Origin of the sequence: Actinacidiphila glaucinigra (genome assembly GCF_900188405.1) — a bacterium.
GTDB classification, from domain to species: domain Bacteria; phylum Actinomycetota; class Actinomycetes; order Streptomycetales; family Streptomycetaceae; genus Actinacidiphila; species Actinacidiphila glaucinigra.
The window spans coordinates 23,123-49,946 of sequence record NZ_FZOF01000013.1; the positions used below are offsets into that span (position 1 = coordinate 23,123).

Genomic DNA, 26,824 nt, shown 5'->3' on the forward strand with positions numbered 1-26,824 from the left:
GTGCCGGCCGGAGGCGGCGATGTCGATCCGACGCCTCAGGAGGGCTCGCCGTTCCCGTTCCCGAACGACGTGCGGGCGAACCAGGTCCGCGCCTCGTCGGCGGGCAGGATGCGGGTCAGTTCGGCCGTACCGGGGAGCAGCGGGAAGAACCGGTCGGCGTTCCAGCCGCGTTGGTACGCGGGCTCGTCCAGTACGAGCAGGCGGCGCCCCTCCACCACGGGGATGCCGTCGGGCAGTCCCTCGTTCCAGATCCGCTCACCGTTCGGGGCGAGCAGTTCGAAGGCCCCGATCACGACGGCGTCGGTGCGCCCTCGGGCGGGCGCGGGGTCCGTGGCCAGGCGGACGCTCTCGGCCGAAGGCGCGGTGCCGGGAACGTGGCCGCCGCCGACAAGGACGTGGGCGAGCAGGGTGTGCAACTGAAAGTTGTCGCCGATGCCGCCGATACGCACCTCGAACCCGGTTCCGGTGGGCCGGTGCAGGACGACCAGCGGCTCGTCGTCCAGGACCGCCAGCGCGTATGCCAGGCACTTGAGGTCGTGCCGCTCCAGCGCCGCCAGCTCGCGGCAGGCGGGAAGCAGCGTGGAGGCGTACCGGCCGCGCACCTCTGCGCTGCGGCACAGTACGGCCAGCGCGGGCGGCTGCCATTCCTCGACCGAGCACCAGGCCAGCGCCAAGCGCGTGGCCTCGTGCGCGTCCTCGCCCAGGCGGGCCGCCGACGCGTCGTCGATGATCTTCTCGTCGGGTTCGGGCAGCTCGTCCTCGGCCCCGCCGGCGGCCGTCCAGCGGCGGGCGAACTCCAGGGCGTCGAGCAGATCCTGGTGGACGCCGCCGAGGATCGGCTCCGCGCAGGCCACCGGGTCGGCCCCGCTCTCGACGCAGAAGCCGGCCGCCATCGCCAGCAGCGGGCGCGGGCCGGTGGGCGGGAAGGCGGGGATCAGCGCGGCCAACCGGGGGCCGGCCAGGACGCGTTCGGCGTCCGTGGCCTGCTGCACACTGTTGATCGCGGCGGTGAAGGCGCGCTCGGTACGGGCGCCGTCGCGAGCGGCAACGGCCTCTTCCAGCTCCGGCACGACGGTGCCGAGGTCCGCGGCCTTCTGCTTCCTCTTGAAGATCACCCGCAAACCTTAGGCCCGAGGTGTCCGCGGCGTCACCGGTCGACGACCGTTCGCGACGTCCATGCGAAGATCCGGCGAACAGGATTCGTCGCGCGAGGGAACGCACATGCAGAGCAGCAGGACCGGCACGGGACGCGCGGCCGCCGTGGCCGTGGCCCTGGCCGTGGGGGCCGTTGTCGTCACCGGATGCGGCGGAGGCGCCGGGGCTTCCGCCCCTCCCTCCCCCTCGGTGACGGTGCCCTTCGGCCAGAAGGCCGTGGTCCAGGAGATGCGAGCGGCCGTCGCAGCCGCCGGACTGAGGGAAGACGAAGTCGAGGCGGGATTCGGCAAGCCGCCTGGGCGTCTCGCCGATGCGGACACCGAAAGGGAACGCGCGGTGGCCGCCCTCGGCAACCGGTTGGCCTCTTGCGCGGTCGTCTGGTCGACGACCGACGCCCAGGAGCCGCACGGGTCCGCGGGTACGGGTGCTCCCGCCGGCATGCGCCGGCAGCTGGACGTCGTGCTGTCGGCCCTCGCGGCGCGGGGCTGGAAGGAGACCGTGCCGTCCCGGGAGACACCGATCGGGGACAAGGGCACCTACTTCGTGGCGTCGTACAAGAAGGAGGGCTGGTTCCTCCACGCCGGGCACACCGACACATCCTGGTTCGATCTCGTGAAGGTCGTGGCCACGGAGGAGGCCTGTCTCGACCGGCTCACCGACGAGGAGCGAGCCCTGTTCGAGGACTGACGGCGGGCCGTGTCCGGCGCGCGACGGGCCTGGGCTCCGTGGACGGCGCCTCCCCGGCCGCTGCGACACGGCCCGGGCCGGGGAGGCAACTTCCCCGGCACGGGCCGTGCCGTTCCTTCGTGCGGAGGCCCGGTCCTCGGGACCCGGCGCTCGCGCTCAGTCCTCGGCGATCCGGATGATCGTCTTGCCGGGCAGACGGCGCCCGATCCGGGCGTAGGCATCGGGGGCTTCGGCCAGGGGCCGCACGTCCCCGATGCGCGGCGTGAGCCGTCCGTCCCTGACACGCCGGACGAGGTCCGCGAGGCGGGCCCGGTCGACTTCGACGACGAAGAACACGGCCCGCCCCTTGTCGGGCTGGACGACGGGTGGCTCGGCGACGGTGACGAGCGTGCCGCCGGCGCGGACCAGCGCGGTCGAGCGTTCGAGGATGTCGCCGCCGAAGACGTCGAGTACGAGGTCCACCTCGCCGACGTCCTCCAGTCGGTCGTTCTGCAGATCCACGAAGGCGTCCGCGCCGAGGCCGAGTGCGGCGTCCCTGTCGGCGGCCCGGCCGGTGCCGATCACCCGGGCGCCCGCCTCGTGGGCGAGTTGCACGGCGATCGACCCCACCGCGCCGGCGGCACCGTGGACGAGGACGGTCCGGCCGGTGGTGAGGCCTCCGTGATCGAACAGGCCCTGCCAGGCGGTCAGCCCGGAGATCGGCAGTGCGGCGGCCACCGTGTGGTCCACGTCCGCGGGGAGCGGTGCGAGGTTGCGGGCCTCCACCGCGGTGTACTCGGCCAGTGTGCCGTTACGGGTCCAGTCGGCCAGTCCGAACACCCGCTGGCCGACGGTCAGGCCCGTGGTCCCGTAGCCCAGTTCGGCGACCACGCCCGACAGTTCGTGACCGGGCACACTCGGCGTCCGGTCGCGGCCCGCCCGGTCCGACCAGGTTCCCGGCCAGTCGAGTTCCCCCGGCGTGAAGCCCGCGGCATGCACCCGTACGACGACGTCGTTCTCGGCGGCGTGCGGGTAGGGAATGTCCGTGAGGGTGAGTCCGCCGGCGCCGGCGTCACGGTCTCGAACGGTGATGGCTTGCATGGTGGATCCTTTCCGGGGTGATCTTCGAAGGGTCGGCGGGCGGGACGGGTCCCGCAAGCGCTGACGGCCCGGGCGGGCGATCGCGGGCCTACCCGCTGCGGCGCGCCGGGCCGCGGGTCCCTGTGCCGCGAGGCCGAGTCGGACCGCCGGTCGGTGCGCCCGTGCCCACCGGTAGGCCGGTGGGTCCGTGGGCGCGGGATCGGCCCGCGTGTACGGCGGCGCTCATGGCCAGAGCCCCGACGATCCCGGTGTACACATAGCCCGTGGTCTCCAGACCCCATACGGGCGCCGCGAGCCCTGCCGCGAGGGCGGGAAGGCTCAACGCCGCGTAACTGACCAGGTAGACGGCGGAGAAGACCTCCGAGCGCGACTCCGCCGTGGTGACCGCGCTGACGGCGCGGAGGCCGCCGTTGAACGTCAGGCCCACGCCCAGCCCCGCGAGGACCGATCCGCCCGCGAACACGGCCGGCGACGCGACAGCGACGGCCGCCGCCAGGCCGCCCGCGCCCAGGGCCAGCAGCACGGCCCCCAGCAAGGTGGCGTGGCGCGTGGTGTGCCGGACGGACCACAACCCGCCCACGCCATTGGCCACGAACAGCGCCGCGATGCCGAGCCCGCCGGCGGCACCGGAGCGTACGCGCAGGACGTCGCCCACCAGGGACGGGGTGAGCGCGAGGAACAGCCCCGTGACGGCCCACCCCGCGACGAGGGCGGGAACGGAGGCGAGGAATGCCGGCCGGGCTTCCCTGGGAACCCCGGCTCGCGGTCGCAGCAGCGCCTGCACGCGCACACCGGCGATGCCCGGGGCGCGCGCCTCGGGCATCGCGAGGACGACCGCGGCCAGCAGCACGAAAGTCAGCGTGAGGACGGGGAAGACGTACGCATCGGGTCGCGGGGTCGACGCGACCAGCAACCCCACGGTGCCCGCTCCGGCCGCCATGCCGAAACTCGTGCCCACCGCTGTCGCCGTGGGCCCCAGATGGGGACGTCCCCTGGGCGAGAAGTCGACCAGGCCGGCGGCGAGACCACCCGTGGCCGTACCCGTGGCGACGCCCTGCACCACCCGTGCGATCAGGAGGGACACGACACCGTCGGCCGTCCAGAAGACCGCCGTGCCGGCCGCCGCCACCAGAAGGGCGGCGACCAGCACGGGACGGCGGCCGACGCGGTCGCTCAGCGATCCGACCGTCAGCAGGGCGCCGAGCAGGCCCACGACGTACACCGCGAAGACCACCGTCAGCATCGTGACCGACAGTCCCCACCGCTGCCGGTACAAGGGGTAGATCGGTGAGGGCGCGCTCGCCGCGGCCATCAGCACCGCGTTGGCGCAGGCGAGCACTGTGAAGGTGGTGCCCCGCCCGAGACGACGGCCGGGGCGGGAACGATGTGCCTTGTCCATCGCGCTGTCTTCTGCGGCTCTCTGCTCTCGAATGCAGGGTGTTCGGTCAGCTCGGCCAGGGCGCGCCCAGGATGCGCTCGACCGTGGTCGTGCGCTGGAAGCCGGGTACGAAGTGCTCCAGCACGTCCGCGTTCACGGTTCCGTTCGCGGTCTCCGGGCGGTGCTCGAGCCCGTCGACGAAGGCCTGCAGGAACTTGTTCTTGAAGTCGCCCCGCGGGTGGACGGCGGTGACCTCCTCCACCTGGGCACTGTCCAGCTCGTCCAGGGCCAGGCCGAGCACGTCGGTCAGGACGCCGAGGTTCGTGATGGCGATTTCCGGGCCCATCCGATGGGGAATTCCCGGCGTCGTGTGGAGCGCGATGGCGGTCCACACGACGTCGGCGGCCGCGGCCGTGAATCCGTGGTCGAGCATGAATGTGCGCGCGTGGTCGGCCCCGTCGACCTCGAATCGCTGCTCGGCGTCGGAGAAGGGCGTCATCAGTCCGGTGTCGTGGAAAATGGCGGACAGGTAGAGCAGTTCCGGGTCGGGCTTCAGACCGAGTCGGCGGGCGTGAATGGCGCCGAAGACGAAAACGCGCCGCGAGTGATGGTAGATGAGGGGGCTGGTCATCTCCTGAACGAGACGGGTCGCTTCGGCTACCGCGGCTGTTTCGGGAATCTCCACCCCGGCGATGGTCTCGCTCATTGCTCCGCACTTTCTGACATCGGCGTGTTATGAATGGAAGGTGTTTCCGTCTTCCACACTGCCGTCCGCCAGGCGTTCCTCGCCACCTCGGTCCCGCCATGAGTCCCGCGAATCCGGACAGGCGGAGAATGGCGGTGTGAGCCCCACCGCGCACCGGGTCGTGATCCTCGTCTTCGACGGGGTGACGCTGCTGGACGTCGCCGGCCCCGCGGAGGTGTTCGCGGAGGCCAACCGGTTCGGTGCCGACTACCAGGTCGTGCTGGTGTCACCGACCGGGGCCGACGTCACCTCGTCCATCGGGGTCAGGATCGCGGTCGCCGGCGCCGCCTCGGAGTCGGCGCCCGACACCTTCCTGGTGGCCGGCGCGGACCTCTACCCGCGCAACGCCGTCGGCCGTGACCTGGTCGAGGCCGCGCTGACGCTGGCCGAGCGGGCCGACCGTACCGCGTCCATCTGCACCGGGGCGTTCGTCCTCGGTGCCGCCGGCCTCCTGGACGGCAAGCGTGCGACCACGCACTGGAAGGTCACCCACGAACTCGCCGCCCGGTACCGGTCCAGCAATGTCGTCCCCGACGCGATCTACGTCCAGGACGGCACCACCTACACCTCGGCGGGCGTGACCGCTGGCATCGACCTCGCGCTGGCCCTCGTCGAGGAGGACCACGGCCCCGATCTGACCCGCGAGGTCGCCCGTTCCCTGGTGGTCTATCTGCAGCGTTCGGGCGGGCAGTCACAGTTCTCCGCCCCGCTGCAGGGGCCGCCGCCGCGGTCTCCGGCCGTCCGCAGGATCGCCGACCTGGTGACGGCCGATCCCGCGGGAGACCACTCGGTCGGCGAGCTCGCCAAGCGCCTCAATCTGAGTTCCCGGCATCTCACCCGGCTCTTCCGCGAGGAAATGTCCACCACGCCGGCCCGGTACGTGGAAATGATCCGGTTCGACATGGCGAAAGCCCTGCTCGACCAAGGTCACACCGCGACCCAGGTGGCATCACTCGCCGGTTTCCCGAGTTACGAGAGCATGCGAAGGGTTTTCGTCAAGAAAATGGCGATCAGCCCTGCCGCCTATCAGCGCCGATTCAGGACGGCACAGCGCGCCGACTCGGCGTAACGGAAACGAGGTCCGCGCATCCTCCGCAGTTCCGTGTCGTTCGCCGGGGCGTGTCGCCTGCCCGCCCTCTCATGAGGCTGCTCCCGGCAGTCGGGTCCGGACCAGGAGCAGGGTGACATCGTCGGACGCGGTCCGGCCGGAGACGGTTTCCAGCGCACGGGCGCACAGGTCTTCCAGGGGCAGGCCCGGCTGGGTCATCGCACCGCCCAGGCGGTTCCCTCCTCGATGTCGCGGTCGCGGGCCTCGACCAGACCGTCGGTGTAGAGACCGAGCACGCTCCCCTGGGGCAGTTCCAGTTCCGCCGACTGGAACTGGCCGCCCAGTCCCATGCCGAGCGGGGTCCCCGTCGGCAGGTCCGGGAAGGTGACCCGCCCCTGCGGGTCGGTGAGCACCGGCGGCGGATGCCCCGCAAGTGCCATGGTGCACCGGCGGGTTGACGGGTCGTACACCGCGTACAGGCACGTCGCGCCGAAGACCATCAAGGCGTGGCTCGACCTGTCGTCGCCTTCCGCGAGCCTCTGCACCGTGCCGTCGAGGTGTGCCAGCACGTCCTCGGGGGGCAGGTCCATGTCGGCCAGCGTGCGGGCGGTCGTGCGGAGTACGCCCATCGTCGCCGCGGCGTCGGGGCCGTGGCCCACCACGTCACCGACGACGAGGGCGACCCGGCCGGCGGCCTGCGGGATGACGTCGAACCAGTCGCCGCCGACGCCGTGGTCCCGGTCGGCCGGCAGGTAGCGCGATGCCACTTCGAGCGCCGTGCCGGCACTCGCGTGCTGCGGCAGCGCACTGCGACGCAGCATCAGACCGGCGGAACGCACATGGTGGCGGGCCCTGTCGAGCGCCAGTGCGGCCCGGGCGGCGAGTTCCTCCGCCAGGATCAGATCGGCGTCCTGGAACGGCACGGGATTGTCGGTACGGAGGAACACGGCGACGCCCAGCAGGGTGTGGCGGATCCGGATCGGCACGATCATCAGCGAGTGGACGCCGTTCTGGCGGATCTTCGGTGCCCTTGCCGGGTCCTGGCCGGCCCAAGCGGATGGAGCGGTATCGAGGATGGGCTCCACGTAGGACCTGCCGATGTTCAGGACGTGGTCGGTCAGACGTGAGGGCCGCGGTAGGACGATCCTCTCGCCACGCGCCCAAGGGGACTCCGGGGCGCCCTCGCGGATCGACGCCAGACCGCCGCGCAGCAGGACCGGAGAGCGTCGGCCGTACTGCCCGATGCGGAACGCCGGTTCCCCGCGGAGCACCGACTGCTCCATGTCGACGGCGGTGTAGTCGGCGAACAACGACGTGGCGAGGTCCGCCAGTTCCTGGCCGGTGTGCATCGCGTCCAGGGTGCTCCCGAAGCGCGATCCGGCCCGGCCGAGGACGGCCATGCGCTCGTGCGCCCGCCGGCTTTCGGTGGCGTCCACGCTGATGACGCACACTCCCAGCGCCTGACCGTCGGCGCCCTGCAGGCACTGCAACGTCATCGCGAACAGGTGTCCCCGGCGCGGTCCTGTCCTCAGCCAGGTGCGGTACTCCCGGACGCTGGCGCCGCCGTGCCCGAGAACCCGCAGCATCTCCTGTTCGAACGTCTCGGCCTGGGCGTGCGGCCAGGTCTCGGTGAGCCGGCGGCCGAGCCGCCGGTCGCGAGGAACGGCGTCGTGGCGCCCCATCGCGTCGTTGACCCAGGCGCACCGCAGGTCCGGGTCCCGGACGGAGATGCCGAAGAGCGCATGGTTGAGCCGGGACTCGGCGACGGTCCCGTTCACCGTCGCCATCGACACCAGCCACCGGACCGGCGTCCCCTGCCCCAGCAGCATCGAGATCCGCAGGCTGACGTCGCGCACCCTGCCGTCGCGGTGCCGGACCGCCATCGGGCCCGACCAGCCGCCGTGCGCCCGGCAGCGGTCGATGAACGCCGCCATGGTGGGCGCGTCCTCGGGAAACGGGAGTACGAGCGCCGCGGACCGGCCGACCACTTCCCCGGCGGAGTACCCGACGTGGCGTTCGGCGGCCGACGTCCAGGCGACCACCGTTCCCTGCTGGTCGAACACCATGAGGGCCCACTCGGCCGTCGTGCCCTCGTCCACGCGCTCAGCACGAGAGACCGCTTCAGCGGTGGTCATCGACATACGCTCCTCAGCAGGCACGGGGCACGGAAAGTCAAGATTCATCCGTTTTGCACGGTTCGCGGGTATTGACAACGTCGCGCCGCGATCTGTGACAGCCGGCACAGGCGGCAGGCCTCGCACCTGCCATGTCGGCCTCGCCCGGCTCCGGGACCGCACCCGGGGTGGCGGGATGACGCCCGCCGCGAGGACCGCATATTGGTCCGCGAAATCCTCGCCCGAATGGATCCGGTACGGGTACCACCGGCGCCGTAGCGTTGCCGGTACGACGAGGGGCCCGCCCGCTCCGAGGGAGGGCTCCGCTCGATCAGAGGAGCGTCGACCATGCATGTCTTCGTTGCCGGTGCCACTGGAGCGGTCGGCCGCCTGCTCGTTCCGCTGCTGCTGGCCGACGGGCACGACGTCACGGGAATCTCGCGTACCGCAGCGGGTGTCGAGCGCATCCGGCAGCAGGGTGCGGCGGCCGTGCAGGCGGACGTGCTCGACCGGGAGCCGCTGCGCCGCGTCATGGCGACGGCCGCCCCCGACGCGGTGGTCCACCAGCTCACCGATCTGTCCGGTGCCGACGGGGAGGCCACCGACCGGCTGCGGCGCGAGGGGACGGCGAACCTGGTGGACGCGGCCGTGGCCGCGGGCGTGACCAGGGTCGTCGCCCAGTCGATCGCCTGGGCCTACGCACCCGGAGAGGGGCCCGCGGACGAGAGCGCGCCTCTCGACCTCGGGGCGGCGCCGCCGCGCCTGGCGATGGTGGAGGGCGTCCGCGCCCTGGAGGAGAAGGCCGCCGAGGTGGAGACGGCGGTGCTGCTGCGGTACGGCATCCTGTACGGCCCGGGCACCTGGTACGCGCCCGGCGGGCCTGTCGCGGCGGCTCTGGCCGGGGATGCCTCCGCCCGCTTCCTCGGGAGCGTGGAGGCGGACCATTCCGTGATGTCGTTCCTCCACGTCCTCGACGCCGCCCGTGCCGCCGTCGCCGCGCTCGGCTGGCCCTCCGGTCCCGTCAACATCGTCGACGACGAGCCCGCGCAGGCCCGCGAGTGGCTGCCGGCGCTGGCCCGCGCCTTGCGCGTTCCGGCCCCGGAACCCGTGGCGGGCCGCCTGGAGTGGGCGCGCGGCGCGTCCAACGGTCTCGCCCGTTCACGCGGGTGGCGACCCGGACATCCCTCGTGGCGCTCCGGGTTCGCGGCGCAGGCGGACTGACGGCGCGACGGCCCGTCGGGCAGGCGGCCCGCCGGCCCGACGGGCTCGCGCCGCGGATTGGTACCGCCTTCCGCCCGGCGAATGGACCGCCGGTCAGAGCGCGGAGCCCCCTACGTTCGTGCCATGACCGCAAAGACCCCCGCCCCCATGAACATCTGCGTCTTCCTCTCCGCCGCCGAGCTCGACGAGCGCTACACGCGGCCCGCCCGCGAGTTCGCGGAGCTCGTCGGCGAAGCGGGTCACACCCTGGTGTGGGGCGGTTCTGACACCGGACTGATGAAGGTCGTCGCCGACGCCGTGCGGGAGTCGGGCGGCCGGCTCTCAGGGGTCTCGGTCGGCTTCCTCCGGGAGTGGGCGCGGCAGGACGCCGACGAGATGGTCTTCGCCGAGGACCTCGCCTCACGGAAGGCCCTGCTGCTCGCCGCCGCCGACGCGGTCGTCGTGTTGGCCGGAGGCGTGGGGACCCTGGACGAGGTGACGGAGGTCCTGGAGCTGAGGAAGCACGGGCTGTACGACAAGCCCGTCGTACTCCTCAACACCGCGGGCTTCTACGACGGGTTGGTCCGCCAGCTGCGGCGGATGGACGCGGAGGGCTTCCTGCCGCTGCCCCTGGCCGAGTTGGTGTGCGTCGCCGGCACCGGCGCCGCCGCGTTCGCCTGCCTGGAGCCCGCGCGGAGGGTGCCCGCCTGAGCCACCCGCACGCCTACGGCAGCACACCGCACAGGGTGTCCAGTGCGCCGCCCCACGCGCTGTCCGAGGGCGCCGCGTAGTTGACCACGAGGGCGTCACGTTCGGGCAGTTGCCGGCCGACACCCTCCTCTTCGTGGGCGAATTCGCTGAGCCCGCTGATCGCGAGCCCCTGCCGGGCCGCGGCCCGGACGACGGAACCCTCCGTCCCCCGGGGGAGTTCGAGCACGACCTGCAGCCCCGCCGCCATGCCGACCGCGCGGACGCGGGGGGCCCGTTCCGCCAGCGCCGCGACAAGCTGGTCGCGGCGGCGCCGGTAGCGCTGCCGCATCGAGCGCACATGCCGGTCGTACGCCCCCGAGACGATGAACTCCGCGAGCGTCAGCTGCTCGAGGGTGCTGGACATGTAGTCGCCGTACCCCTTGGCCTCCACGATCTCCGGGACCATGCCGTCCGGGAGGACCATCCAGCCGAGCCGCACCCCGGGCGCGAGCGACTTGCTCGCCGAGCCGAAGTACACCACCCGCTGCGGATCGAGGCCCTGCAGGGCGCCGACGGGCTGGCGGTCGTAGCGGAACTCGCCGTCGTAGTCGTCCTCCAGGATCAGGCCGCCCGTGTCCCGTGCCCATGCGACGGCCGCCGTGCGCCGCTCCGGGCGGAGGGCGACTCCCGTCGGGTACTGGTGCGCGGGGGTCATCAGCACCGCGCCCGCTCCCCGCAGGCGCGGCAGGTCCTCGGTGCGTGCGCCGTGCTCGTCGACGTACAGGGGCGGGGTCCGCAGTCCGGCGTTGGTCAGCAGATCGCGGTAGAGGTCCAGGCCGTACGCCTCGACGGCCACCGCCGGCACCCTACGCGTCCTGAGCACCTGCGCCATGAGTGCCAGTCCGTGGTGGAAGCCGGAGCAGACGACGATCCTTTCCGGCTCGGCGTACACCCCGCGGGCCCGCGCCAGGTAGTCCGCGAGGGCGGTGCGCAGCTCCGGACGGCCGCCGGGGTCGCCGTAGCCGAGGGCGTCGTTCGGCGCGGCGGTCAGGGCGCGGCGGGCGGCGGCGAGCCACTGGGTGCGCGGGAACCTCGCGAGGTCGGGTGCGCCGGGCTGCATGGCGTACCTGGGGCGGGTGCGCGCGGGACCGGTCCGGGCGGGCCCTGTACGGGGAGCGCCGGCCGGGGGGCCGTGCGGCTCGGCCCTGGGCGCCACCCGGGTCCCGGAGCCCTGCTGGGCGGTGAGCCAGCCCTCGGCGACGAGCTCCGCGTACGCCTCGACGACGGTGTTGCGGGAGACGCCGAGGTCCACGGCGAGCGTCCGGGAGGGCGGCAGACGGGTACCGGGCGCCAGGCGTCCCGTGCGTACGGCCTCGCGCAGGGCGTCCGTCAGTCCCGTGCGCAGTTTGGTCCCGCGCAGCTCCAGATGGAGGTCGGCGCCGAACGCGGACGGCGGCCGGCCATCGCCGGAATTGGTCCCGGAATCACTCATGGAATTGGACCATACTCCAGTACCACCTCGTACCTAGCGTTGTGGTCATGACGATGAACGAAGCACCTGAGAACACCACCCTCCTCCCGGAGCACCCGGCGCGCATGGACTGGGCGAAGCTCGCCCCCGAGGCCTTCAAGGCGCTCGTCCGGCTGGACTCGGCGGCGGGCCGCGGGGTCGACGCCGGCCTCCTGCACCTCGTGAAGGTCCGCGCGTCGCAGATCAACCGCTGCGCCTTCTGCCTGGACATGCACAGCAAGGACGCGCTGGCCGCCGGGGAGTCGGCGGAGCGCGTCATCCAGCTCGGGGCGTGGACGGAGGCGAGGCACTTCTACACGGCGCGGGAGGTCGCCGCGATCGAGCTCACCGAGGCGATCACCCTCGTGACGGACGGATTCGTGCCGGACGAGGTGTACGCGAGGGCCGCCGAGCAGTTCGACGAGACCGAGCTGGCCCACCTCGTCGCCGCGATCGTCGCGATCAACGCCTTCAACCGCATCGGCATCTCCACCCGCATGGTGCCCGGCCACTACACGCCGAGCGCCTGACCCGCCGGACGTCCGGTGCGCCCCGCGTCCGGCACGTCCACCCGGCCGGCCCGGGCGGACGGCGGTGCCACCGCCGGTTCCGGAAGCCTCCGGACCGGTGGTCGGCGCCGCCTTCACCGGCCCGGCCGGCGACGACACCGACCGGCCGACCAGCCGACCACACCGACCACCCCGAACACACCGACCAGGAGATCAAGGTGGGTACCGCTCCGCCTCCCGTACGCCGACCGCCCGTGGCCCGTGCCGCAGACGAGTTCGTCCTCACGACCGTCCTGCTGTTCCTGGCGGTGACCGTCGTGCGATGGCTGCGCGACCCCGACTCGTCGCTCTACATCGCCGACCTGCGTGTCGCCCTGGCCGTCATCGGCGCGATCAGCGGCACCATCCTCACCGGCCTGATACTCAGCCCGCCCGGGCGGCGCAGCGGCGGCCACACCAACCCCGCCGTCACCGTCGGCCTGTGGCTGATGAGGGCCTTCCCGGGGCGGCACGTCCTGCCGTACGCGCTCGCCCAGCTGGCCGGCTCGGCGGCGGGGACGGGCCTCGCCCGCCTTGTGTGGGGTCCCGCGGTCGCGCTCCCGTCGGTCTCGCACGCCGCGATCCGGCCGGCGCCGACGTGGCAGCCCCTGTCGGTCTTCCTGGCGGAGGTCGGGGGCATGTTCGCGCTGACCCTCGTCATCGCGTTCTTCGTGGCGTACCCGCGGTTCGTGCGCGGGCTGGCCCCCGTCATCGGTCTGTCCGTGGGGCTGGTGATCGCCACCTTCGGCCCGCTCAGCGGGGGCTCGGTCAATCCGGCCCGGCAGTTCGGTCCCGCGGTCCTGTCCGGGCAGACCACCGACCTCGCGATCTACCTGGTCGCGCCCGTCCTCGGAGCGGCGCTCGGGGCCGGGGTCTACCGGTTGCGCCGAGGTGCCCGGACACGGCCCCACCAGCGGTCCGTGCCGCGTCAGGGCCGTACTGACCGTGCGGGTGGCGTTGTGCGGGCGCCCGCCGGGAGAACCTCCGACGACAAAAGGTGAGATAGTTTCCCATAACATGACGAAGCGACCGATCCCTCTGAACCTGTTCGGCATGCCCTTCGGTCTCGTCGGTCTGGCGGACGCCTGGCTGACCGCCGCCGGTACGGGGCGTGTGCCGCGGGGGGTGGGGGACGCGCTGCTGATCCTCTCGGCGGCCGTGTGGGTGGTGGTGACGGTCGCCTACCTCACCCACGCACTGCGCAACCGCGCTCTGGTACGGGATCTGACCGACCAGGCGGCCGGGCCGTTCGCGTCCCTGTGCGTGATCGTCCCCATGGTGATCGCCGCCAACGGCCTGCACGCCCACGCGGAGACGGCCGGGCGGGTGGTGGTGGACGTGTTCCTCGTGCTCACCGTGCTGCTCGGTGCCTGGTTCACCGGTCAGTGGATCTACGGACGGGTCGACGTCGACCGCTTCCACCCCGGCTACTTCCTGCCGACGGTCGCCGGCGGCCTGCTGGCCGCGGCGTCGGCGGGGGCGGTGGGGCAGCAACGCCTGGGCCAGGTGATGTTCGGCCTGGGGGCGGTCTGCTGGATGATCCTCGGCTCGGTGATCATGGGACGGCTGCTGTTCCGCCCCCTGCCGCCTCCGCCGCTGCTGCCGACGCTCGCGATCGAGGTCGCCCCCGCCGCCGTGGCCAGCCTCGCCTACTTCACGCTGTTCACCGACTCCATCGACGGCGTCGCGGCCTTCCTCGGTGGCTACGGACTGCTGATGGTGCTGGCCCAACTGCGCCTGCTCCCGGCCTACCTGAAGCTGCCCTTCATGCCGAGCACCTGGGCGTTCACCTTCAGCTGGGCCGCGGTCGCCGCGGTCGCGATCCACTGGGTGGAGCGCCTGCACACGCCCGGGGCGGGCGCGTACACCTACGCACTCCTGGCCGTGATCACCCTGCTCATCGGCGGCATCGCCCTGCGGACCCTGGTCGCGCTGGCGCGGCGCCAACTCCTGCCTCCCGCGGCGCCACCGCAGGTGGCCGAGCCGCAGGGCAGCGGCGCCGCCTGAGGCCCGCGGGGCGCGGCCCGGCGCCCCGGAAACGGCGGCAGCAGACGGCGCGGGGCCCGTCACGGCGAAGTACATGAGGGCCCCGCCGCAGGATTTCGCTCGCGTTCAGCAGGACGGGGGGTTACTTGCCGCGGGCCGTCGCTGCCGGCGTCTGTCGCGGTGTTCCGTCGGTCACTCCGGCATCGCTCCGTTCGGCGCCGGCCGGCCCGATGTCGCTCGCGCCTCCTTGATGAGCGAGGCGTAGCCGGCCTCCTGGACTGGCGCATCGTGGCAGGTCACCGGCATGTCGACGTCGGATTCCCGGGCTGCGCGGCGAGGTGACCCCAGGCTTCCACGCGCCCCGCTCGGGCTACGGATGCGCCGATCGGAAGCTGCTTGACGTCGGTCCAGCCCGGAGTGATGCTTGACGCGTCAATCACTTTCTGAGGAATGTCCGTGATCTTCAGCAGCCTTCCCGCGACCGCACCCGCCGCATCGCTTCCGCCTTGAAGCGGCGCAAGAAGGTGACCGGCACCGCCCCCCGGCGAGGCGCTCTGACCAAGGCGCATGGGCGCCGCCCGGGGCACTCCACCCACACGGTGCACCCGGGGACCGCCCGCCGACACCACCCCAACGCCGCCCATCCACAACGTTCATCTGGCAGGAGAGAACCCCATGGCACCCCTTCTTGACGGCAAAGTCGTACTGATCACCGGCACCGGCGGCGGTATGGGCCGCGTCGCGGCGCAGACATTCGCAAGAGAGGGCGCGAAGGTCGTGGGCGCCGACATCCACACCGACGCCAACGAGGAGACCGCCGAACTCGTGCGCGGCGTCGGAGGCGAGATGACGAGCATCGCGCCCATCGACCTCACCGACCCCGAGCAGGCACGTCGCCTCGTCGAAGACGCCGCGGGCGCCTACGGCGGGCTCGACGTCGTCTACAACAACGCCGCTTCACTGCGCTTCGGCCCACTGCCCGACTTCTCCGTCGAGGACTGGCACACCACCATCACCGGCGAGCTCGACATCCCCTTCTTCGTCTCCGAGTTCGCCTGGCCCCACCTGGTCCGCCGCGGCGGCGGCGTCATCATCAACGTCGCCTCCATGGCCGGCATGATCGCCGGCGCCAACCCCCCGATGGTCGGGCACACCGCCGCGAACGCCGGCGTCATCGGCATGACACGGCAACTCGCCCTCGAGGGCGCACCCCACGGCATCCGCGCGGTCGCGATCAGCCCCGGCCCCGTCCTGACCCCCGCCAGCGACCGCGACCTCGGCGACAACCAGGCCGCCCGCGACGCGATCACCAGCAAGACCCTGCTCAAGCGCTTCGCCCGGCCCGAGGAGATCGTCGAGCTTGCCGCCTTCCTCGCCTCCGACCGGGCGTCCTACATCACCGGTGCGAACTATGCCGTCGACGGCGGCGCCAGTGCCTGGTGACCCCGCACACCTGGAATCTCCGTGGCGCGGGCCGGACAGTGCTTGAAGCCCGACCTGTCGGCACCATCGACCGCCTCCCCCTCGACCGCGGGGCCCGTTCGACGGGGGTCACATGGAGGCTACGGTGGGTCATTCCATCGGCGCTGCTCGCGCCACGGGTCACCGTAGTTGTGGTAGCCCCCGGATTCCCAGAAGCCCGGCTCGTCATGGCGGGTCAGCTCCAGGCCGCGCACCCACTTGGCCGACTTCCAGAGGTACAGGTGCGGCATCAGCAGGCGGGCCGGGCCGCCGTGTTCCGGTGACAGCGCATACCCGTCATAGGTGTGGACGACCCACGCGTTGAGGAGATCCTCCAGCGGGAAGTTGGTGCTGTAGCCGCCGTAGCAGTGCGCTCGCGCGTAGTGCCCGGTCGTCTCCACGTTCTCGAGGAACGCCTTGACAGGCACCCCGCGCCACCGAGTGTCGAACTTCGACCAGCGGGTCACGCAGTGGATGTCGGTCGTGATGTCCTCCTGCGGCAGCGCCATCATCTCGTCCCACGTCCAGGACTGCTTTTCGCCCTGTTCCGTGGTGAGAGTGAAGGTCCATTCCTCGGTCGGGATCCGGGGGGTGGGGCCGGCCGAGAGCACGGGGAACGACTCGGTCGGGTACTGGCCGGGCGGCAGTCGATCCGACAGGGGGTGAGCCCTGCCGCGGAATCCGGGTGAGAAGGAAGCCACGGTGTCATCCGCCTTGTCCGATGTGCGCCTCGCGTGGGCAGGCAGAACCTCTCATCCAGTGTCGGGCGGTGGGGGCCGGGCGACCACTCGGCATGGATACGTCGGCAGAAGGGACGGTGCGGCCTGGAGGAGGCCCCCGTCGGCCACCGCTCGTCGGAGCCGCCCGCCGGGAACGCACCGGAGCCGGACGATCACGCACTGGTCCGCTCCCGCGGGGGGCCTGTCGACCAAACTGCACCTGGCCTGCGAGCACGGGCATAAGCCCATGTCGCCGGTCCTGAGCGCCGGGCAGGCCGAGGGCGCCCCGCACTTCGAGGCGGTGACAGCCGGTATCCGCATCGCCCGGCCGGATGGTGGCCGACCGCGGACCCGGCCGCACCGGATCCGCGCCGACAAGGCGTATTACTCCCGCGCCATCCGCGCCCACCTGCGGCGGCGCCGGATCGCCTGCACCATTCCCCAGCCTGCTAGTCGCGCTTGGGCCAGGTGAGGCCCTGATCGCTCCAAACGACACCCTTGTTGCGGCAGAGGCAGAAGGGGTGGCCAATGGGGTCGGTGTAGACGCGGAAGCCGTAGCCGTCGGGGCCGACGCAGTCACGCTGCAGTGCCGCGCCGAGGCCCACGACGCGGCGCTGCTCGGCCTCGATGTCGTCGACTTCGAAGTCGAGGTGGAACTGCTTGGGGTGCTCGCTGTCGGGCCACTGCGGAGCGCGGTAGTCCTCCACCTGGATGAAGGCCAGTTCGATCTCGCCGAACCGGATACCGGCCCAGTTCTCGTTACTGCCCTCCTTGACCGGGAGCCCGACCACCTCGGAGTAGAAGGCAGCCAGCTTCATCGTGTCCGGGCAATCGATGATGAAGTCCGTGAGTCGCAGCATCCCGCGATGGTGCCACAAGATCGAATGTGCCGGACTTCGAGGCAAGCCCTAACGCCAGCCGAGTTCCGGTGCCACGTGCGTGAGGATGCTGTCCAGCACATGCGCGTTGTAGTCCACCCCGAGCTGGTTCGGGATGGTCAGCAGCAAGGTGTCAGCGGCCTGGATCGCCTCGTCCTCCCGCAGCAGCTTCACCAGCTCGTCCGGCTCCGCGGCATAGGAGCGCCCGAAGACGGCCCGGGTCGTGTCGTCGAGCATGCCGACCTGGTCCCGGGAACCGCGGTCGCGGCCGAAGTAGGCCCGGTCGAGGTCGTCGGTCAGGGCGAAGATGCTGCGGCTGACCGACACCTGGGGCTCCCTGGTGTGGCCCGCCTTCCTGTAGGCCTCGCGGTACGCCTCGATCTGCTTGCGCTGCTGGACGTGCAGGGGCTCGCCCGTCTCGTCGTTCTTCAGCGTCGAGCTCTGCAGGTTCATCCCCAGCTCGGCGGCCCAGACCGCCGTCGCGTTCGATGCGGAGCCCCACCAGATCCGGTCGCGCAGCCCCTCGGAGTGCGGTTCGATCCGCAGCAGCCCGGGCGGGTTGGGGAACATCGGCCGCGGATTGGGCGTGGCGAAACCCTCGCCGCCGAGGACCGTGAGGAACGCCTCGGTGTGGCGGCGGGCCATGTCGGCGTCCGTCTCGCCCGGCGCGGGGTTGTAGCCGAACAGGCGCCAACCCTCGACCACCTGTTCCGGTGAGCCGCGGCTGATGCCCAGTTGCAGCCGGCCGGCCGAGATGAGGTCGGCGGCGCCCGCGTCCTCTGCCATGTACAGCGGGTTCTCGTAGCGCATGTCGATCACGCCGGTGCCGATCTCGATCTTCGAGGTCCGCGCACCGATCGCCGCGAGCAGCGGGAACGGGCTGGCCGCCTGCCGGGCGAAGTGGTGCACCCGGAAGTACGCACCGTCCACGCCGAGTTCCTCGGCGGCGACCGCGAGGTCGATGGACTGCCGCAGGACGTCCGCGGCCGACCGGGCCTGGGAATGCGCGCTGGGCGACCAGTGCCCGAAGGAGAGGAATCCGATCTTCTTCACGCCGTACGCAGCGTCCGGGGGCCGCGTTTGATTCCCGCCCCAGGTCGCGCCGCCGAAGCCTCCGGCGAGGTACTGCCCGACGGGTCGGCGATCGACCCCCACGGGCGCATCCTCTACGTCGCGGACAGCCACATGAGCACCATCTGGGCCGTACGCGCCGCCGCCGGTACGGCACGCCTCTGGCTCACCGACCAGTCTGGCTCACCGACCAGGCCCTCGCGCCCGTCCCGGACGCCGAGTGCGCGCGGATCGACCCCCGCGCCCTGCGTCACGCGACCGGCTCCTGACCCGGCCGGGCCCCCTCCTCAGGTCCGGGCCCCGCGCCGGGCGAGGTGCCCGGCGGCGTGGCGCAGCGAACGCCATGTCACCACCGCCCAGGCCGCTACGAGCAGGACGTACAGCGCGACGGCGGTCCAGACGAGGGGCAGGGCCCCGGTGCGGGTGGCGAGGACGCCGGTCCCGGTGACGCACGCGCCCAGCGGGAAGATGAAGGACCACCAGCTGGGCGCGAACGGCAGGCCCGACCGCAACTGCCGCACGGTGAGCGCCGCGGCGAGCACCAGCCACAGCATCGCGAAGCCCCACAGCCCGATTCCGCCCAGCAGGGCGAAGGCCGCCGCGCCCCGCGCGTACGGTGCGCGCAGCGCGCTCGGCGCCGCCGTCGCCAGGGTGCCCATCGCCGTCACCGCCTGGTCGACCGCGCCCAGGCCGATCCACACCGTGGGCACCACGGCCCCCGTGGGGGCGTCGTGGTGGACCAGACGGCTGTAGACCATCGCCAGCACCAGCAGGACCGCCACCAGGCCGAGCCCGAGCATCGCGTAGCAGGCGAGCAGCATGGCCAGCTGCGGCTGCCCGGCGGGAGCGTGCGGGACGAGCAGTGCTCCCGTCGCGGCGGAGACCAGCGGCGGCACCACGGGCAGCAGCCAGCCGCCGAACGCGGCGTCCGGGGCGAAGCGGTGCCGGGTGACCATCAGGTACGGCACCGCGCAGGCCGTGGCGAGGCCGAGTGCGGTACCCAGGGACCACAGCACCCAGTCGACGGTCAGGGCCGCCCGCTCGCCCAGCACCTGGCCGCCGAGCAGCAGTGCCCCGGCGCCCACGGTGAGCAGCGCCATCGGCAGGGCGCCGAGGAACTGCGCCTGCGTCGGGTCGGTCGCGTGCGAGCGCAGCGCCCGCTGCCGGACGTACGCGGCGGCGAGGAGGACCAGAAGCAGCGCGGCACCCGCCCAGACCACGGTTGCCGCGCCGCGCAGCCACGGTGAGCTGCGCGGCAGCGTCGCCGCGGCGTTGGCGACGATCCCGGTGCCCATGACGGCGGCGAACCAGCTGGGCCCCAGGTGCGGGCGCCGCGTCCCGGTCGTCGCGGGCGGCCGGGGACGTACATGCGAGGCATGCCGGGGTCCCCGTTCCCTTCGGGGCAGGAGGGTCCGGGTGTCGCTGGGGTGGGGTGTCACGGCGGAGAACGCTTCTTCCTCGGATCGGTGTGCGCCGTCGGCATCGGCAGACCGGCACGCCCGCCCGTCAGCTCACGGACCGCGGCCGAAGCCGTCGGCTCGTTGGCCCTACGACGTTACGGTGACGCCCGGCTCGCACCCCATCACAGCGTGTGCCACGAGGCCCTCACATCAGGACCTCGGCCTCTTGCGCCGTGCGGGAATCCGGTGCAGGGCCGGCGGAGGGCGCGGCGAAAGGTCCTGATATGACGCCTGCCCGGCATGTCCCGCCCTCCGCGCCGGACCCGCACCGGCCTAGCGTCGGAGGTGCCACACGGTCAGCGGTGCGCTGCCCCCTCCGACTCGCGGAGGGGACGCTCCCCCGCCGGGAGCGATGCGCCGGATGACGAGGCCCTTGCGACCACGCCCTCCATCGGCCGTCCCGAACGAGGAAAGAAGGCGATCCACCCAGTGGCGTCGACATCCAGCGCCGAAGGGCCCGCACTGCACGGGCCGGAGTTCGGACTCAACGAATGGCTCGTGGACGAACAGTACGAGCGCTACCTCCACGATCCCGGATCGGTCGACGAGAAGTGGAGGGACTTCTTCGTCTCCCCGGCCTCCGCGGCGGGCCGGCGGGAGCACGCGGGCGCACCGGCCTCGGACGCGAACCCGCGGGAGGCGGCGATCAAGGCCGTCCGCGTGGCCGCGCTCATCCATGCCCACCGGGTCCGCGGGCACTTGGCGGCCGACACCGACCCGCTCTCCGCCGCGCCGGTGGCCGGTCATCCGGAGCTCGACATCACGGCCTTCGGGCTGGGCGAGGAGGACCTGGAGGCGGAGTTCGTCGTCGACGGCTTCGCCGGGCGGTCCACGATGACCCTGCGCGGCGTCCTGGACGTCCTGCGTGCCGCCTACTGCGGGACGGTGGGCGCCGAGTACATGCACATCCAGGCCTTCGAGGAGCGCCGCTGGGTGCAGGAGCGGATCGAGGCGCCCTCGCGGCGGCTGGACCGGGCCGACCAGTTGCAGGTCCTCTACCGGCTGGGCGCGGCGGAGGCCTTCGAGACGTTCCTGCAGACCAAGTACGTCGGCCAGAAGCGGTACTCGCTCGAAGGCGGCGAGTCGGCGATCGTCCTGCTCGACGCCCTGCTGCGACGCTGCATCGGGCACGGGGTGGGGGAAGCGGTCATCGGGATGGCGCACCGGGGCCGGCTCAACGTGCTGGCCAACATCGTCGGCAAGTCGTACCGGGACGTCTTCCACGAGTTCGAGGACGCCGCGGACATCCTGTCGGCGCAGGGCTCCGGCGACGTGAAATACCACCTCGGCGCGGAGGGGACCTACCGTGCCCTGGACGGCGGCGCGATCCCCGTCTCCGTGGTGGCGAACCCCTCGCACCTGGAGATCGTCGGGCCGGTGGCCGAGGGGGTCGTGCGGGCCAAGCAGGACCTGGCCGACGGCGAGGGCGGCGGGGCGTTCTCCGTCCTGCCGGTCGTCGTCCACGGCGATGCCGCGTTCGCCGGGCAGGGGGTGGTCGCCGAGACGCTGAACATGTCGCAGCTGCCCGGCTACCGCACCGGCGGGACGGTGCACGTCGTCATCGACAACCAGCTCGGTTTCACGACCGCGCCCGCCAGCGGCCGCTCCGGCACCTACGCCACCGCCGTGGCGCGGACGGTCGAGGCCCCCGTCTTCCACGTCAACGCGGACGACCCCGAGGCGGTCGTCCGGATCGCGCGCCTGGCCTTCGACTACCGCCAGACGTTCCACAAGGACGTCGTCATCGACCTGGTCTGCTACCGGCGCCACGGGCACAGCGAGGTCGACGACCCGTCCATCACCCAGCCGGCCATGTACGACCGCATCGACGCCAGGCCCTCGGTGCGCAAGCTGTACGCCCAGTCGCTGGTGGACCGCGGGGACCTCGACGAGCGGCAGGTGGAGGGCGCCCTGCGGGACTACCGGGAGCGGCTGGACCGGGCGTTCACCGAGACGCGCGCGCTGCCGGTGCCCGGCCCGCGGAAGCCCGTCGGCGCCGCGGCCGTCCCTCGGGAGGGCACGCCCCCTCCCGTGCCGACCTCCGTCACGGAGGCGACCGCCCGGCACGTCATCGCCTCGCAGACGGCTCAGCCCCCGGACTTCACCGTGCACCCGCGCGTCCTGCCGCAGCTCCGCAGGCGCACCGCGATGCCGGACGCCGGCACGATCGACTGGGCGACGGCCGAGACCCTGGCGATCGGCTCCCTGCTGATGGAGGGGGTGCCGGTGCGGCTGTCCGGACAGGACTCCCGCCGCGGCACGTTCGGCCAGCGGCACGCGGTGCTCACCGACCGGCGCACCGGCGCGGAGCACACTCCGCTGAACGGCCTCGGCCCGGGTGCCGCGGGCTTCTCCCCCTACGACTCGATGCTGTCCGAAATGGCGGCCCTGGCCTTCGAGTACGGCTACTCGCTGGAGCGGCCCGACGCGCTGGTGCTGTGGGAGGCCCAGTTCGGCGACTTCGCGAACGGCGCGCAGAGCGTCGTCGACGAGTACATCGCCTCGTCCGAACAGAAGTGGGGCGAACGCTCCGGGGTCACTCTGCTGCTGCCGCACGGTCTGGAGGGGCAGGGCCCGGACCACTCCTCGGGCAGGATCGAGCGGTTCCTCCAGCTGTGCGCGCAGGACAACATGACCGTCGCCGTCCCGACGCTGCCCGCCAACTACTTCCATCTGCTCAGGCGGCAGGCGCTCGGCGAGCGCAGGAGGCCGCTGGTCGTGTTCACCCCCAAGTCGATGCTGCGGCTGAAGGAGGCCACCTCCGGGCTGGCGGACTTCACCACGGGCTCCTTCCGTCCGGTCCTGTCGGATGGGGCGGTCGACGCCACCGGGGTCCGGCGCGTACTGCTGTGCTCGGGGAAGGTCTTCTACGACCTGGACGCGTACCGGCGGAACTCCGGCTCGCGGGACACGGCGATCGTGCGGCTGGAGCGCCTGTATCCGTTCCCGGACGAGGAACTGCGCGCGGAGCTCGCCCGTTTCCCCGCAGGCGCCGAGGTGCGCTGGGTGCAGGAGGAGGCCGAGAACCAGGGCGCGTGGTCCTTCGTGAGGCACCAGGTGGAGCACGTGGCGGACCGCCCGCTCGGGCGGATCAGCCGCCCGTCCGCCTCGGCCCCCGCGGTGGGCTCCGCCCGGCGGCACGCCGCCGAGCAGCGGGAACTCGTGGAGGCGGCCTTCCGCTGACGGCTCCCCGTCCCGGGGACCGTCTGGGCTGGCCTGTCGCACCAGGGCGGAGCCGTAGCGCAGAGGCAGTCGCGCGCGGTCTCCGAAATCGCGAGGGCACCGGTTCGAATCCGGTCGGTTCCGCCCCCCTCCGAAGCGGACGACAGGGCGCTGCCCGTGGCCCGTTGATGACGGTCCTCCACCGGCAGACTCCACGGCCTGCCCTCGCGTACCGGATCCGCGCCCTCGCGCCGCAGCGCGGTGATCGGCTTGCCGAACGGCCGCGGGCCCGGTCCGCTGAACGGGACTGTCCCGCCACAAGATCATCTGGGGCGACGTCCGGCGGCTGCACTGTGCGGATCAGAGGGCCAGCGCGGCACTCACACGGGCCAGGCGGGTGGCCGGCCAGGCGAAGCGGTTGGCGGGGTTGCGGAAGGACAGACCGCCGTTGTTGATCCGGTAGCCGCGCTCGGCTGTGGTCCAGCCCACGGGACCGCAGGGTCCCTGGTCCTCGATCAGGGCGGCGGCGAGCCGATCGGGGGTCTCGACCCGAGTGCGGGCGCGCAGTGCCGCCGTCAGGCGGTCGACGGCGCCATCGGGTACGGCGTCATCGCCGAATGCGGGCAGCAGGAGCAGCAGCCGGGCATCCGGATCAGTGGTGCTGCCGCCGGGCACGCCGTTGTCCGCTGCGGCGGTCAGCTCGGCCCAGGAAAGGGCCGGGCCCATGAAGTGCCCGTCGTCCTGGGCGAGGTGTTCGGCCTGGTCCCAGTCGGGGTGGTGCAGGAGGTAGTCGACGCCTTCGTCCTCCTCGAAGGCGCGGTACACCACGTACAGGCTGTGGCCGCCGGCCAGTGGCACAGTGAACACGGGCCAGTCGTCCCCTTCCAGCAGCCGGCGCTGGAGGTCCGCCGCCTCCTCGTCGTCCGCGCCGAGGAGCAGTTCCTCGGCCTCCTCGCTCTGGGCGCAGTTGTACAGGTGGCCGAGCCAGAACAGGCTCTCGTCCAAGAGCTCGGGACGGTGGGTGAAGGGGCCGCCGTCGTAGCCGGGTATCCGGTCAGGGTGCGTCTCCGCGCTGCTGGTCACGGAGGTCATCATGCCGCCCGGCTCTGCGACCATCGAAGCTGGGACCACCGCCGGATCTTTGGCGGACAGCCCTCAGGCGACAAGACACTGAGAACGCACCGGCGCGTGAAACGACAGGCAACGCCTCTCAGGAGGACTGACCTGCCGTCACGGCCTCGGACTCCGGCACGCCCGCGGTGCCCGCGCCGGTCGTCCGGAAGCCGGCCCGGAACGCCGCCGGCGTCACACCCAGGTGGCGTACGAACGCCCTGCGGAGCGACTCGGGTGAGCCGAAGCCCGCGCGCCGTGCCACGACGGCCATGGGCTCGTCACCGGTCTCCAGCATCGCCTGCGCGGCCTCCAGCCTGACCTCCTCCACGTACCGCCCGGGGCTGGTGCCCACCTCGTCGTAGAAGAGCCGCGTGACGTGCCGCACGCTGACGCCCGCCCGGCGGGCCATCGCCGACAGCGAGTGGTTGTCCCCGGGGTTCTCCGCGACCGAGTCCAGGACCCCGCGGAGCATCTCCTGACGCGGCTGCGGAAGCCTCGACCGGGCGCTGAACTGGGACTGGCCGCCCGGTCGTTGCATGAAGACGACCATGTCCTTGGCCACCGCACGGGCGACCTCCGCCCCGTGGTGCTCCTCGACGAGGGCCAGGGACAGGTCGATGCCGGCGGTCACACCGGCCGAGGTCATCATCTTCCCGTCGCGCACGAAGATGGCGTCGGGATCGACGTCCACGGACGGGTAGCGCAGGCCCAGTTCGCGCGTCTGCCTCCAGTGCGTCGCCGCCCGCCGGCCGTCCAGAAGCCCGGCCGCGGCCAGCAGGAAGGCGCCCGTGCAGACCGACGCCGTGCAGCGGGCCTTCCCGCTCAGTTCCCGTACTGTGTCGAGCAGCGCGTCGTCCTTGATCAGGGTCTCCCACTCCGGGCCGCCCGGGATCACCAGGACGTCGCAGGAGTCGCGTACGTCGGCAAGGGACAGGTCGACGCCGAGACGCGTCCCGGCGGCGGTGACCACCTCCGCCCCGTCCTCGGACACGACCTGCACCCGATACGCCCCGCCCCATTCGTTCGCCGACGCGAAGACCTCGATGGGGCCCGTCACATCGAGCAGGCGCACCCCCGGGAAGACGAACACCCTCACCGTGAGCGGACCCGCTCCAGGGCGCTTGTGCACCATGAGACACCTTCCGGTCATGCGCCGCACTGACGCTCACCGCGGCGCGTCACCCCAGTCCCCCGAGCCACATCAGGCCCAGGAACCTCAGCCTGCGCGGCCAGGGAGGGAGCGCGGAAGGCCTCGGCAGCCCGGCCGCTCCCAGGCTTTCCACCTCTCATCGTGCGCCCGCCGCCCGCGCCGATGCCACGACCTGCCGGCTCCCTCCTGAGAGGCTGAACCTCCCAGTCGTCACACCGGCACCGCGCCTCCGAGCTCTCCCGTGGCGTACGCCTGCGGGCAGCGGGCACCCAGCAGGGCAAGGCAGTTGGCCCACAGGGGACCGAGTCGCGCCGCGTCGCCGTACAACTTGGCGAACAGGACCCGGCCTTCGAGCTGCGCCATCACGGACCGGGCGGCCTCGCGCGGGTCGGAGACGCTCACCTCGCCCCGCCGCCGGGCCTCCCTGACAACGGACTCGACCATGGCGACCTGCGCCTCGAAGATCTCGCGCAGGCGTTGACGGACGGCTTCGGTCTGGTCACCCGTCTCCACCGCGAGGTTGGCGAACACGCAGCCCGCAATGGTGCCGCGATCCGGTTGCCCGTCACGCTGCCGGGCCCCCGTGGCCTCGAACAGCGCCCGCAGGCGCGACAGGGGCTCCGCGCCGGTGCCGAGAAGGCGGAGCCAGGCGCGCCGTTGTGCGTCCCAGTGCTCGTCGACGACGCTGAGCGCGAGTGCCTCCTTGGAGGCGAAGAAGTAGTGGAAACTGCCCCTGGGCACTCCGGCCGCCCTGCAGATCTCCGCCAGGCCCAGCGCCGAGTAGCCGCGCTGGTCGAACAGCGAGTGGGCAGCGCGCAGAATCTTCTCTCCGGCATCACTGGTGTGTCCCATGACGATCACTATACGACCGGTCGCCTAGGCGGAACGGAAGGACGAGTCGCCCTCGGGAGCAATCGCAGCCGACGTGAACTCCCCACGAGATCAACGCCGTTGACGAGCAATCCACCACAGGAGCCCTCCCCGCCCGCTCGACGGCACGTCCACATGTGAGGGCTCGATGTCCTCCGATGCCGCCACAGGCGCCGTCCCCGGCCGCGTTCCATCTTCACGGACAGGACCGCCACACGCCCCGGAAGGAACTCACATGACCTCGACGCGGAACACCAGCGGCCTCCGACCGGAACTGGTCGTCGTCCCCTGCGGCGTTCGCAAGCTGGACCACCGGGCCAGGGCGGCCGACATGTACACCGGCGGCTACCACCGGGCGTGCCGAAGGGCCGCCGAGGCGCTGCAGCCCGACCGGCTCATGATCCTCTCCGCCCGCTACGGCCTGCTGGACCTCGGCGACGAGATCGAGCCCTACGACACCCCGCACGGACACGCCGAGGCGGTGACCGCCGCACTCCTCCACGCCCAGGCGGCCGACCTGCGGATCGCCGACCTCGACCCCGTCGTCGTCCTCGGCGGCGCCCGTCATGTCGCTCTCGCCAAGACCGTGTGGCCGCACGCCCGGACCCCGCTGGACGGAACGAGGGGCATGGGCGAGCAATTCGCGCGTCTCGCGGCGATGGCCCGCGCGGCAGGTACCCCGTACATCGACACGGCAAGGACAAGCGATGTGCGACGCGCCATTGCGCGGCGCCGACTCGACAGCTGACGGGTTGGCACACTTGCACAACCGGCTGCTGCGGCGCGGCCACTGGACACG

At 72.3% G+C, this 26,824-nt stretch carries 24 protein-coding genes, 1 tRNA gene and 1 pseudogene; 11 read left to right on the forward strand and 15 right to left on the reverse strand.

The genetic code is table 11. The features are described from left to right. Positions 1-35: 35 nt before the first annotated feature. Complete coding sequence (locus tag CHF15_RS24285) at positions 36-1,115, reverse strand: hypothetical protein (RefSeq protein ID WP_245939012.1); 1,080 nt, start codon at positions 1,113-1,115, stop codon at positions 36-38. Positions 1,116-1,221: 106 nt separating this feature from the next. Here CHF15_RS24285 and CHF15_RS24290 point away from each other — a divergent pair, with 106 nt between their 5' ends. After that, positions 1,222-1,842, forward strand: a complete 621-nt coding sequence (locus CHF15_RS24290) for a hypothetical protein (RefSeq protein WP_089225998.1) — start codon at positions 1,222-1,224, stop codon at positions 1,840-1,842. A 156-nt stretch (positions 1,843-1,998) separates the two neighbouring features. Here the strand turns inward: CHF15_RS24290 and CHF15_RS24295 are convergent, their stop codons facing one another. The 3 genes from CHF15_RS24295 to CHF15_RS24305 form a co-directional block, all read right to left on the reverse strand. Further along, positions 1,999-2,922 carry an NADP-dependent oxidoreductase gene (locus CHF15_RS24295; protein ID WP_089225999.1) on the reverse strand — a complete coding sequence of 308 codons (924 nt, stop codon included), beginning with the start codon at positions 2,920-2,922 and terminating at the stop codon, positions 1,999-2,001. A gap of 88 nt (positions 2,923-3,010) precedes the next feature. Then, the gene (locus CHF15_RS24300; protein ID WP_089226000.1) at positions 3,011-4,321 is read right to left on the reverse strand and encodes an MFS transporter; all 1,311 of its coding nucleotides are present in this window, start codon (positions 4,319-4,321) and stop codon (positions 3,011-3,013) included. Between the two features lie 46 nt (positions 4,322-4,367). Continuing rightward, the gene (locus CHF15_RS24305; RefSeq protein WP_089226001.1) at positions 4,368-5,006 is read right to left on the reverse strand and encodes an HD domain-containing protein; all 639 of its coding nucleotides are present in this window, start codon (positions 5,004-5,006) and stop codon (positions 4,368-4,370) included. A 136-nt stretch (positions 5,007-5,142) separates the two neighbouring features. Between CHF15_RS24305 and CHF15_RS24310 the strand changes: the two genes are divergently transcribed. Continuing rightward, complete coding sequence (locus CHF15_RS24310) at positions 5,143-6,114, forward strand: GlxA family transcriptional regulator (protein WP_089226002.1); 972 nt, start codon at positions 5,143-5,145, stop codon at positions 6,112-6,114. A 194-nt stretch (positions 6,115-6,308) separates the two neighbouring features. Here the strand turns inward: CHF15_RS24310 and CHF15_RS24315 are convergent, their stop codons facing one another. After that, positions 6,309-8,228: a SpoIIE family protein phosphatase gene (locus tag CHF15_RS24315; RefSeq protein ID WP_179279939.1), complete on the reverse strand. Its 1,920-nt coding sequence runs from the start codon at positions 8,226-8,228 to the stop codon at positions 6,309-6,311. A gap of 327 nt (positions 8,229-8,555) precedes the next feature. Here CHF15_RS24315 and CHF15_RS24320 point away from each other — a divergent pair, with 327 nt between their 5' ends. Both CHF15_RS24320 and CHF15_RS24325 read left to right on the forward strand, forming a co-directional pair. Beyond that, positions 8,556-9,428 carry an NAD-dependent epimerase/dehydratase family protein gene (locus CHF15_RS24320; protein ID WP_089226004.1) on the forward strand — a complete coding sequence of 291 codons (873 nt, stop codon included), beginning with the start codon at positions 8,556-8,558 and terminating at the stop codon, positions 9,426-9,428. Positions 9,429-9,575: 147 nt separating this feature from the next. Then, entirely contained in the window at positions 9,576-10,118 is a 543-nt protein-coding gene (locus CHF15_RS24325; protein ID WP_089226005.1) for an LOG family protein, read from the forward strand. 13 nt (positions 10,119-10,131) lie between these two features. Here CHF15_RS24325 and pdxR read toward each other — a convergent pair whose 3' ends face one another. After that, positions 10,132-11,589: a MocR-like pyridoxine biosynthesis transcription factor PdxR gene (gene pdxR, locus CHF15_RS24330; RefSeq protein ID WP_089226006.1), complete on the reverse strand. Its 1,458-nt coding sequence runs from the start codon at positions 11,587-11,589 to the stop codon at positions 10,132-10,134. A gap of 47 nt (positions 11,590-11,636) precedes the next feature. Between pdxR and CHF15_RS24335 the strand changes: the two genes are divergently transcribed. The 4 genes from CHF15_RS24335 to CHF15_RS24350 all read left to right on the forward strand — a co-directional run bounded on the left by CHF15_RS24335 (position 11,637) and on the right by CHF15_RS24350 (position 15,584). Further along, positions 11,637-12,137 (forward strand): carboxymuconolactone decarboxylase family protein, encoded by a 501-nt coding sequence (locus CHF15_RS24335; RefSeq protein WP_089226122.1) that lies wholly within the window; start codon positions 11,637-11,639, stop codon positions 12,135-12,137. A gap of 233 nt (positions 12,138-12,370) precedes the next feature. Continuing rightward, positions 12,371-13,156 carry an MIP/aquaporin family protein gene (locus CHF15_RS24340; RefSeq protein ID WP_089226007.1) on the forward strand — a complete coding sequence of 262 codons (786 nt, stop codon included), beginning with the start codon at positions 12,371-12,373 and terminating at the stop codon, positions 13,154-13,156. Positions 13,157-13,172: 16 nt separating this feature from the next. Beyond that, entirely contained in the window at positions 13,173-14,162 is a 990-nt protein-coding gene (locus CHF15_RS24345) for an SLAC1 family transporter (protein WP_245939013.1), read from the forward strand. A 654-nt stretch (positions 14,163-14,816) separates the two neighbouring features. Next, positions 14,817-15,584 carry an SDR family NAD(P)-dependent oxidoreductase gene (locus CHF15_RS24350; RefSeq protein ID WP_089226008.1) on the forward strand — a complete coding sequence of 256 codons (768 nt, stop codon included), beginning with the start codon at positions 14,817-14,819 and terminating at the stop codon, positions 15,582-15,584. 119 nt (positions 15,585-15,703) lie between these two features. Here the strand turns inward: CHF15_RS24350 and CHF15_RS24355 are convergent, their stop codons facing one another. The 5 genes from CHF15_RS24355 to CHF15_RS24370 form a co-directional block, all read right to left on the reverse strand. Further along, positions 15,704-16,303, reverse strand: coding sequence for a molybdopterin-dependent oxidoreductase (locus CHF15_RS24355; protein WP_179279940.1), 600 nt, complete (start codon positions 16,301-16,303; stop codon positions 15,704-15,706). Positions 16,304-16,770: 467 nt separating this feature from the next. After that, a complete protein-coding gene (locus tag CHF15_RS24360; RefSeq protein ID WP_089226009.1) occupies positions 16,771-17,181 on the reverse strand; it encodes a VOC family protein in 411 nt (136 codons plus the stop codon). A 48-nt stretch (positions 17,182-17,229) separates the two neighbouring features. Beyond that, positions 17,230-18,252 carry an LLM class flavin-dependent oxidoreductase gene (locus CHF15_RS24365; RefSeq protein ID WP_089226010.1) on the reverse strand — a complete coding sequence of 341 codons (1,023 nt, stop codon included), beginning with the start codon at positions 18,250-18,252 and terminating at the stop codon, positions 17,230-17,232. 113 nt (positions 18,253-18,365) lie between these two features. After that, positions 18,366-18,524, reverse strand: a complete 159-nt coding sequence (locus tag CHF15_RS45035) for a hypothetical protein (protein WP_179279941.1) — start codon at positions 18,522-18,524, stop codon at positions 18,366-18,368. A 33-nt stretch (positions 18,525-18,557) separates the two neighbouring features. Next, positions 18,558-19,709: a TDT family transporter gene (locus tag CHF15_RS24370; RefSeq protein WP_265737406.1), complete on the reverse strand. Its 1,152-nt coding sequence runs from the start codon at positions 19,707-19,709 to the stop codon at positions 18,558-18,560. Between the two features lie 261 nt (positions 19,710-19,970). Between CHF15_RS24370 and CHF15_RS24375 the strand changes: the two genes are divergently transcribed. Next, positions 19,971-22,913, forward strand: coding sequence for a multifunctional oxoglutarate decarboxylase/oxoglutarate dehydrogenase thiamine pyrophosphate-binding subunit/dihydrolipoyllysine-residue succinyltransferase subunit (locus CHF15_RS24375; RefSeq protein ID WP_265737407.1), 2,943 nt, complete (start codon positions 19,971-19,973; stop codon positions 22,911-22,913). 48 nt (positions 22,914-22,961) lie between these two features. After that, a tRNA-Arg gene (locus CHF15_RS24380) sits at positions 22,962-23,036 on the forward strand. 47 nt (positions 23,037-23,083) lie between these two features. Here the strand turns inward: CHF15_RS24380 and CHF15_RS43975 are convergent. From CHF15_RS43975 to CHF15_RS24395, 4 genes and pseudogenes are all read right to left on the reverse strand, one after another. After that, positions 23,084-23,197: pseudogene (locus CHF15_RS43975) on the reverse strand (IS5/IS1182 family transposase); the annotation flags it as partial. Between the two features lie 55 nt (positions 23,198-23,252). Next, positions 23,253-23,975: a hypothetical protein gene (locus CHF15_RS24385; protein ID WP_245939015.1), complete on the reverse strand. Its 723-nt coding sequence runs from the start codon at positions 23,973-23,975 to the stop codon at positions 23,253-23,255. A 127-nt stretch (positions 23,976-24,102) separates the two neighbouring features. Further along, positions 24,103-25,137 (reverse strand): GlxA family transcriptional regulator, encoded by a 1,035-nt coding sequence (locus tag CHF15_RS24390; RefSeq protein WP_089226011.1) that lies wholly within the window; start codon positions 25,135-25,137, stop codon positions 24,103-24,105. Between the two features lie 228 nt (positions 25,138-25,365). Then, positions 25,366-26,007 (reverse strand): TetR/AcrR family transcriptional regulator, encoded by a 642-nt coding sequence (locus CHF15_RS24395; RefSeq protein ID WP_089226012.1) that lies wholly within the window; start codon positions 26,005-26,007, stop codon positions 25,366-25,368. A gap of 253 nt (positions 26,008-26,260) precedes the next feature. Between CHF15_RS24395 and CHF15_RS24400 the strand changes: the two genes are divergently transcribed. Continuing rightward, positions 26,261-26,773, forward strand: a complete 513-nt coding sequence (locus CHF15_RS24400; protein WP_089226013.1) for a DUF6884 domain-containing protein — start codon at positions 26,261-26,263, stop codon at positions 26,771-26,773. Positions 26,774-26,824: the final 51 nt, after the last annotated feature.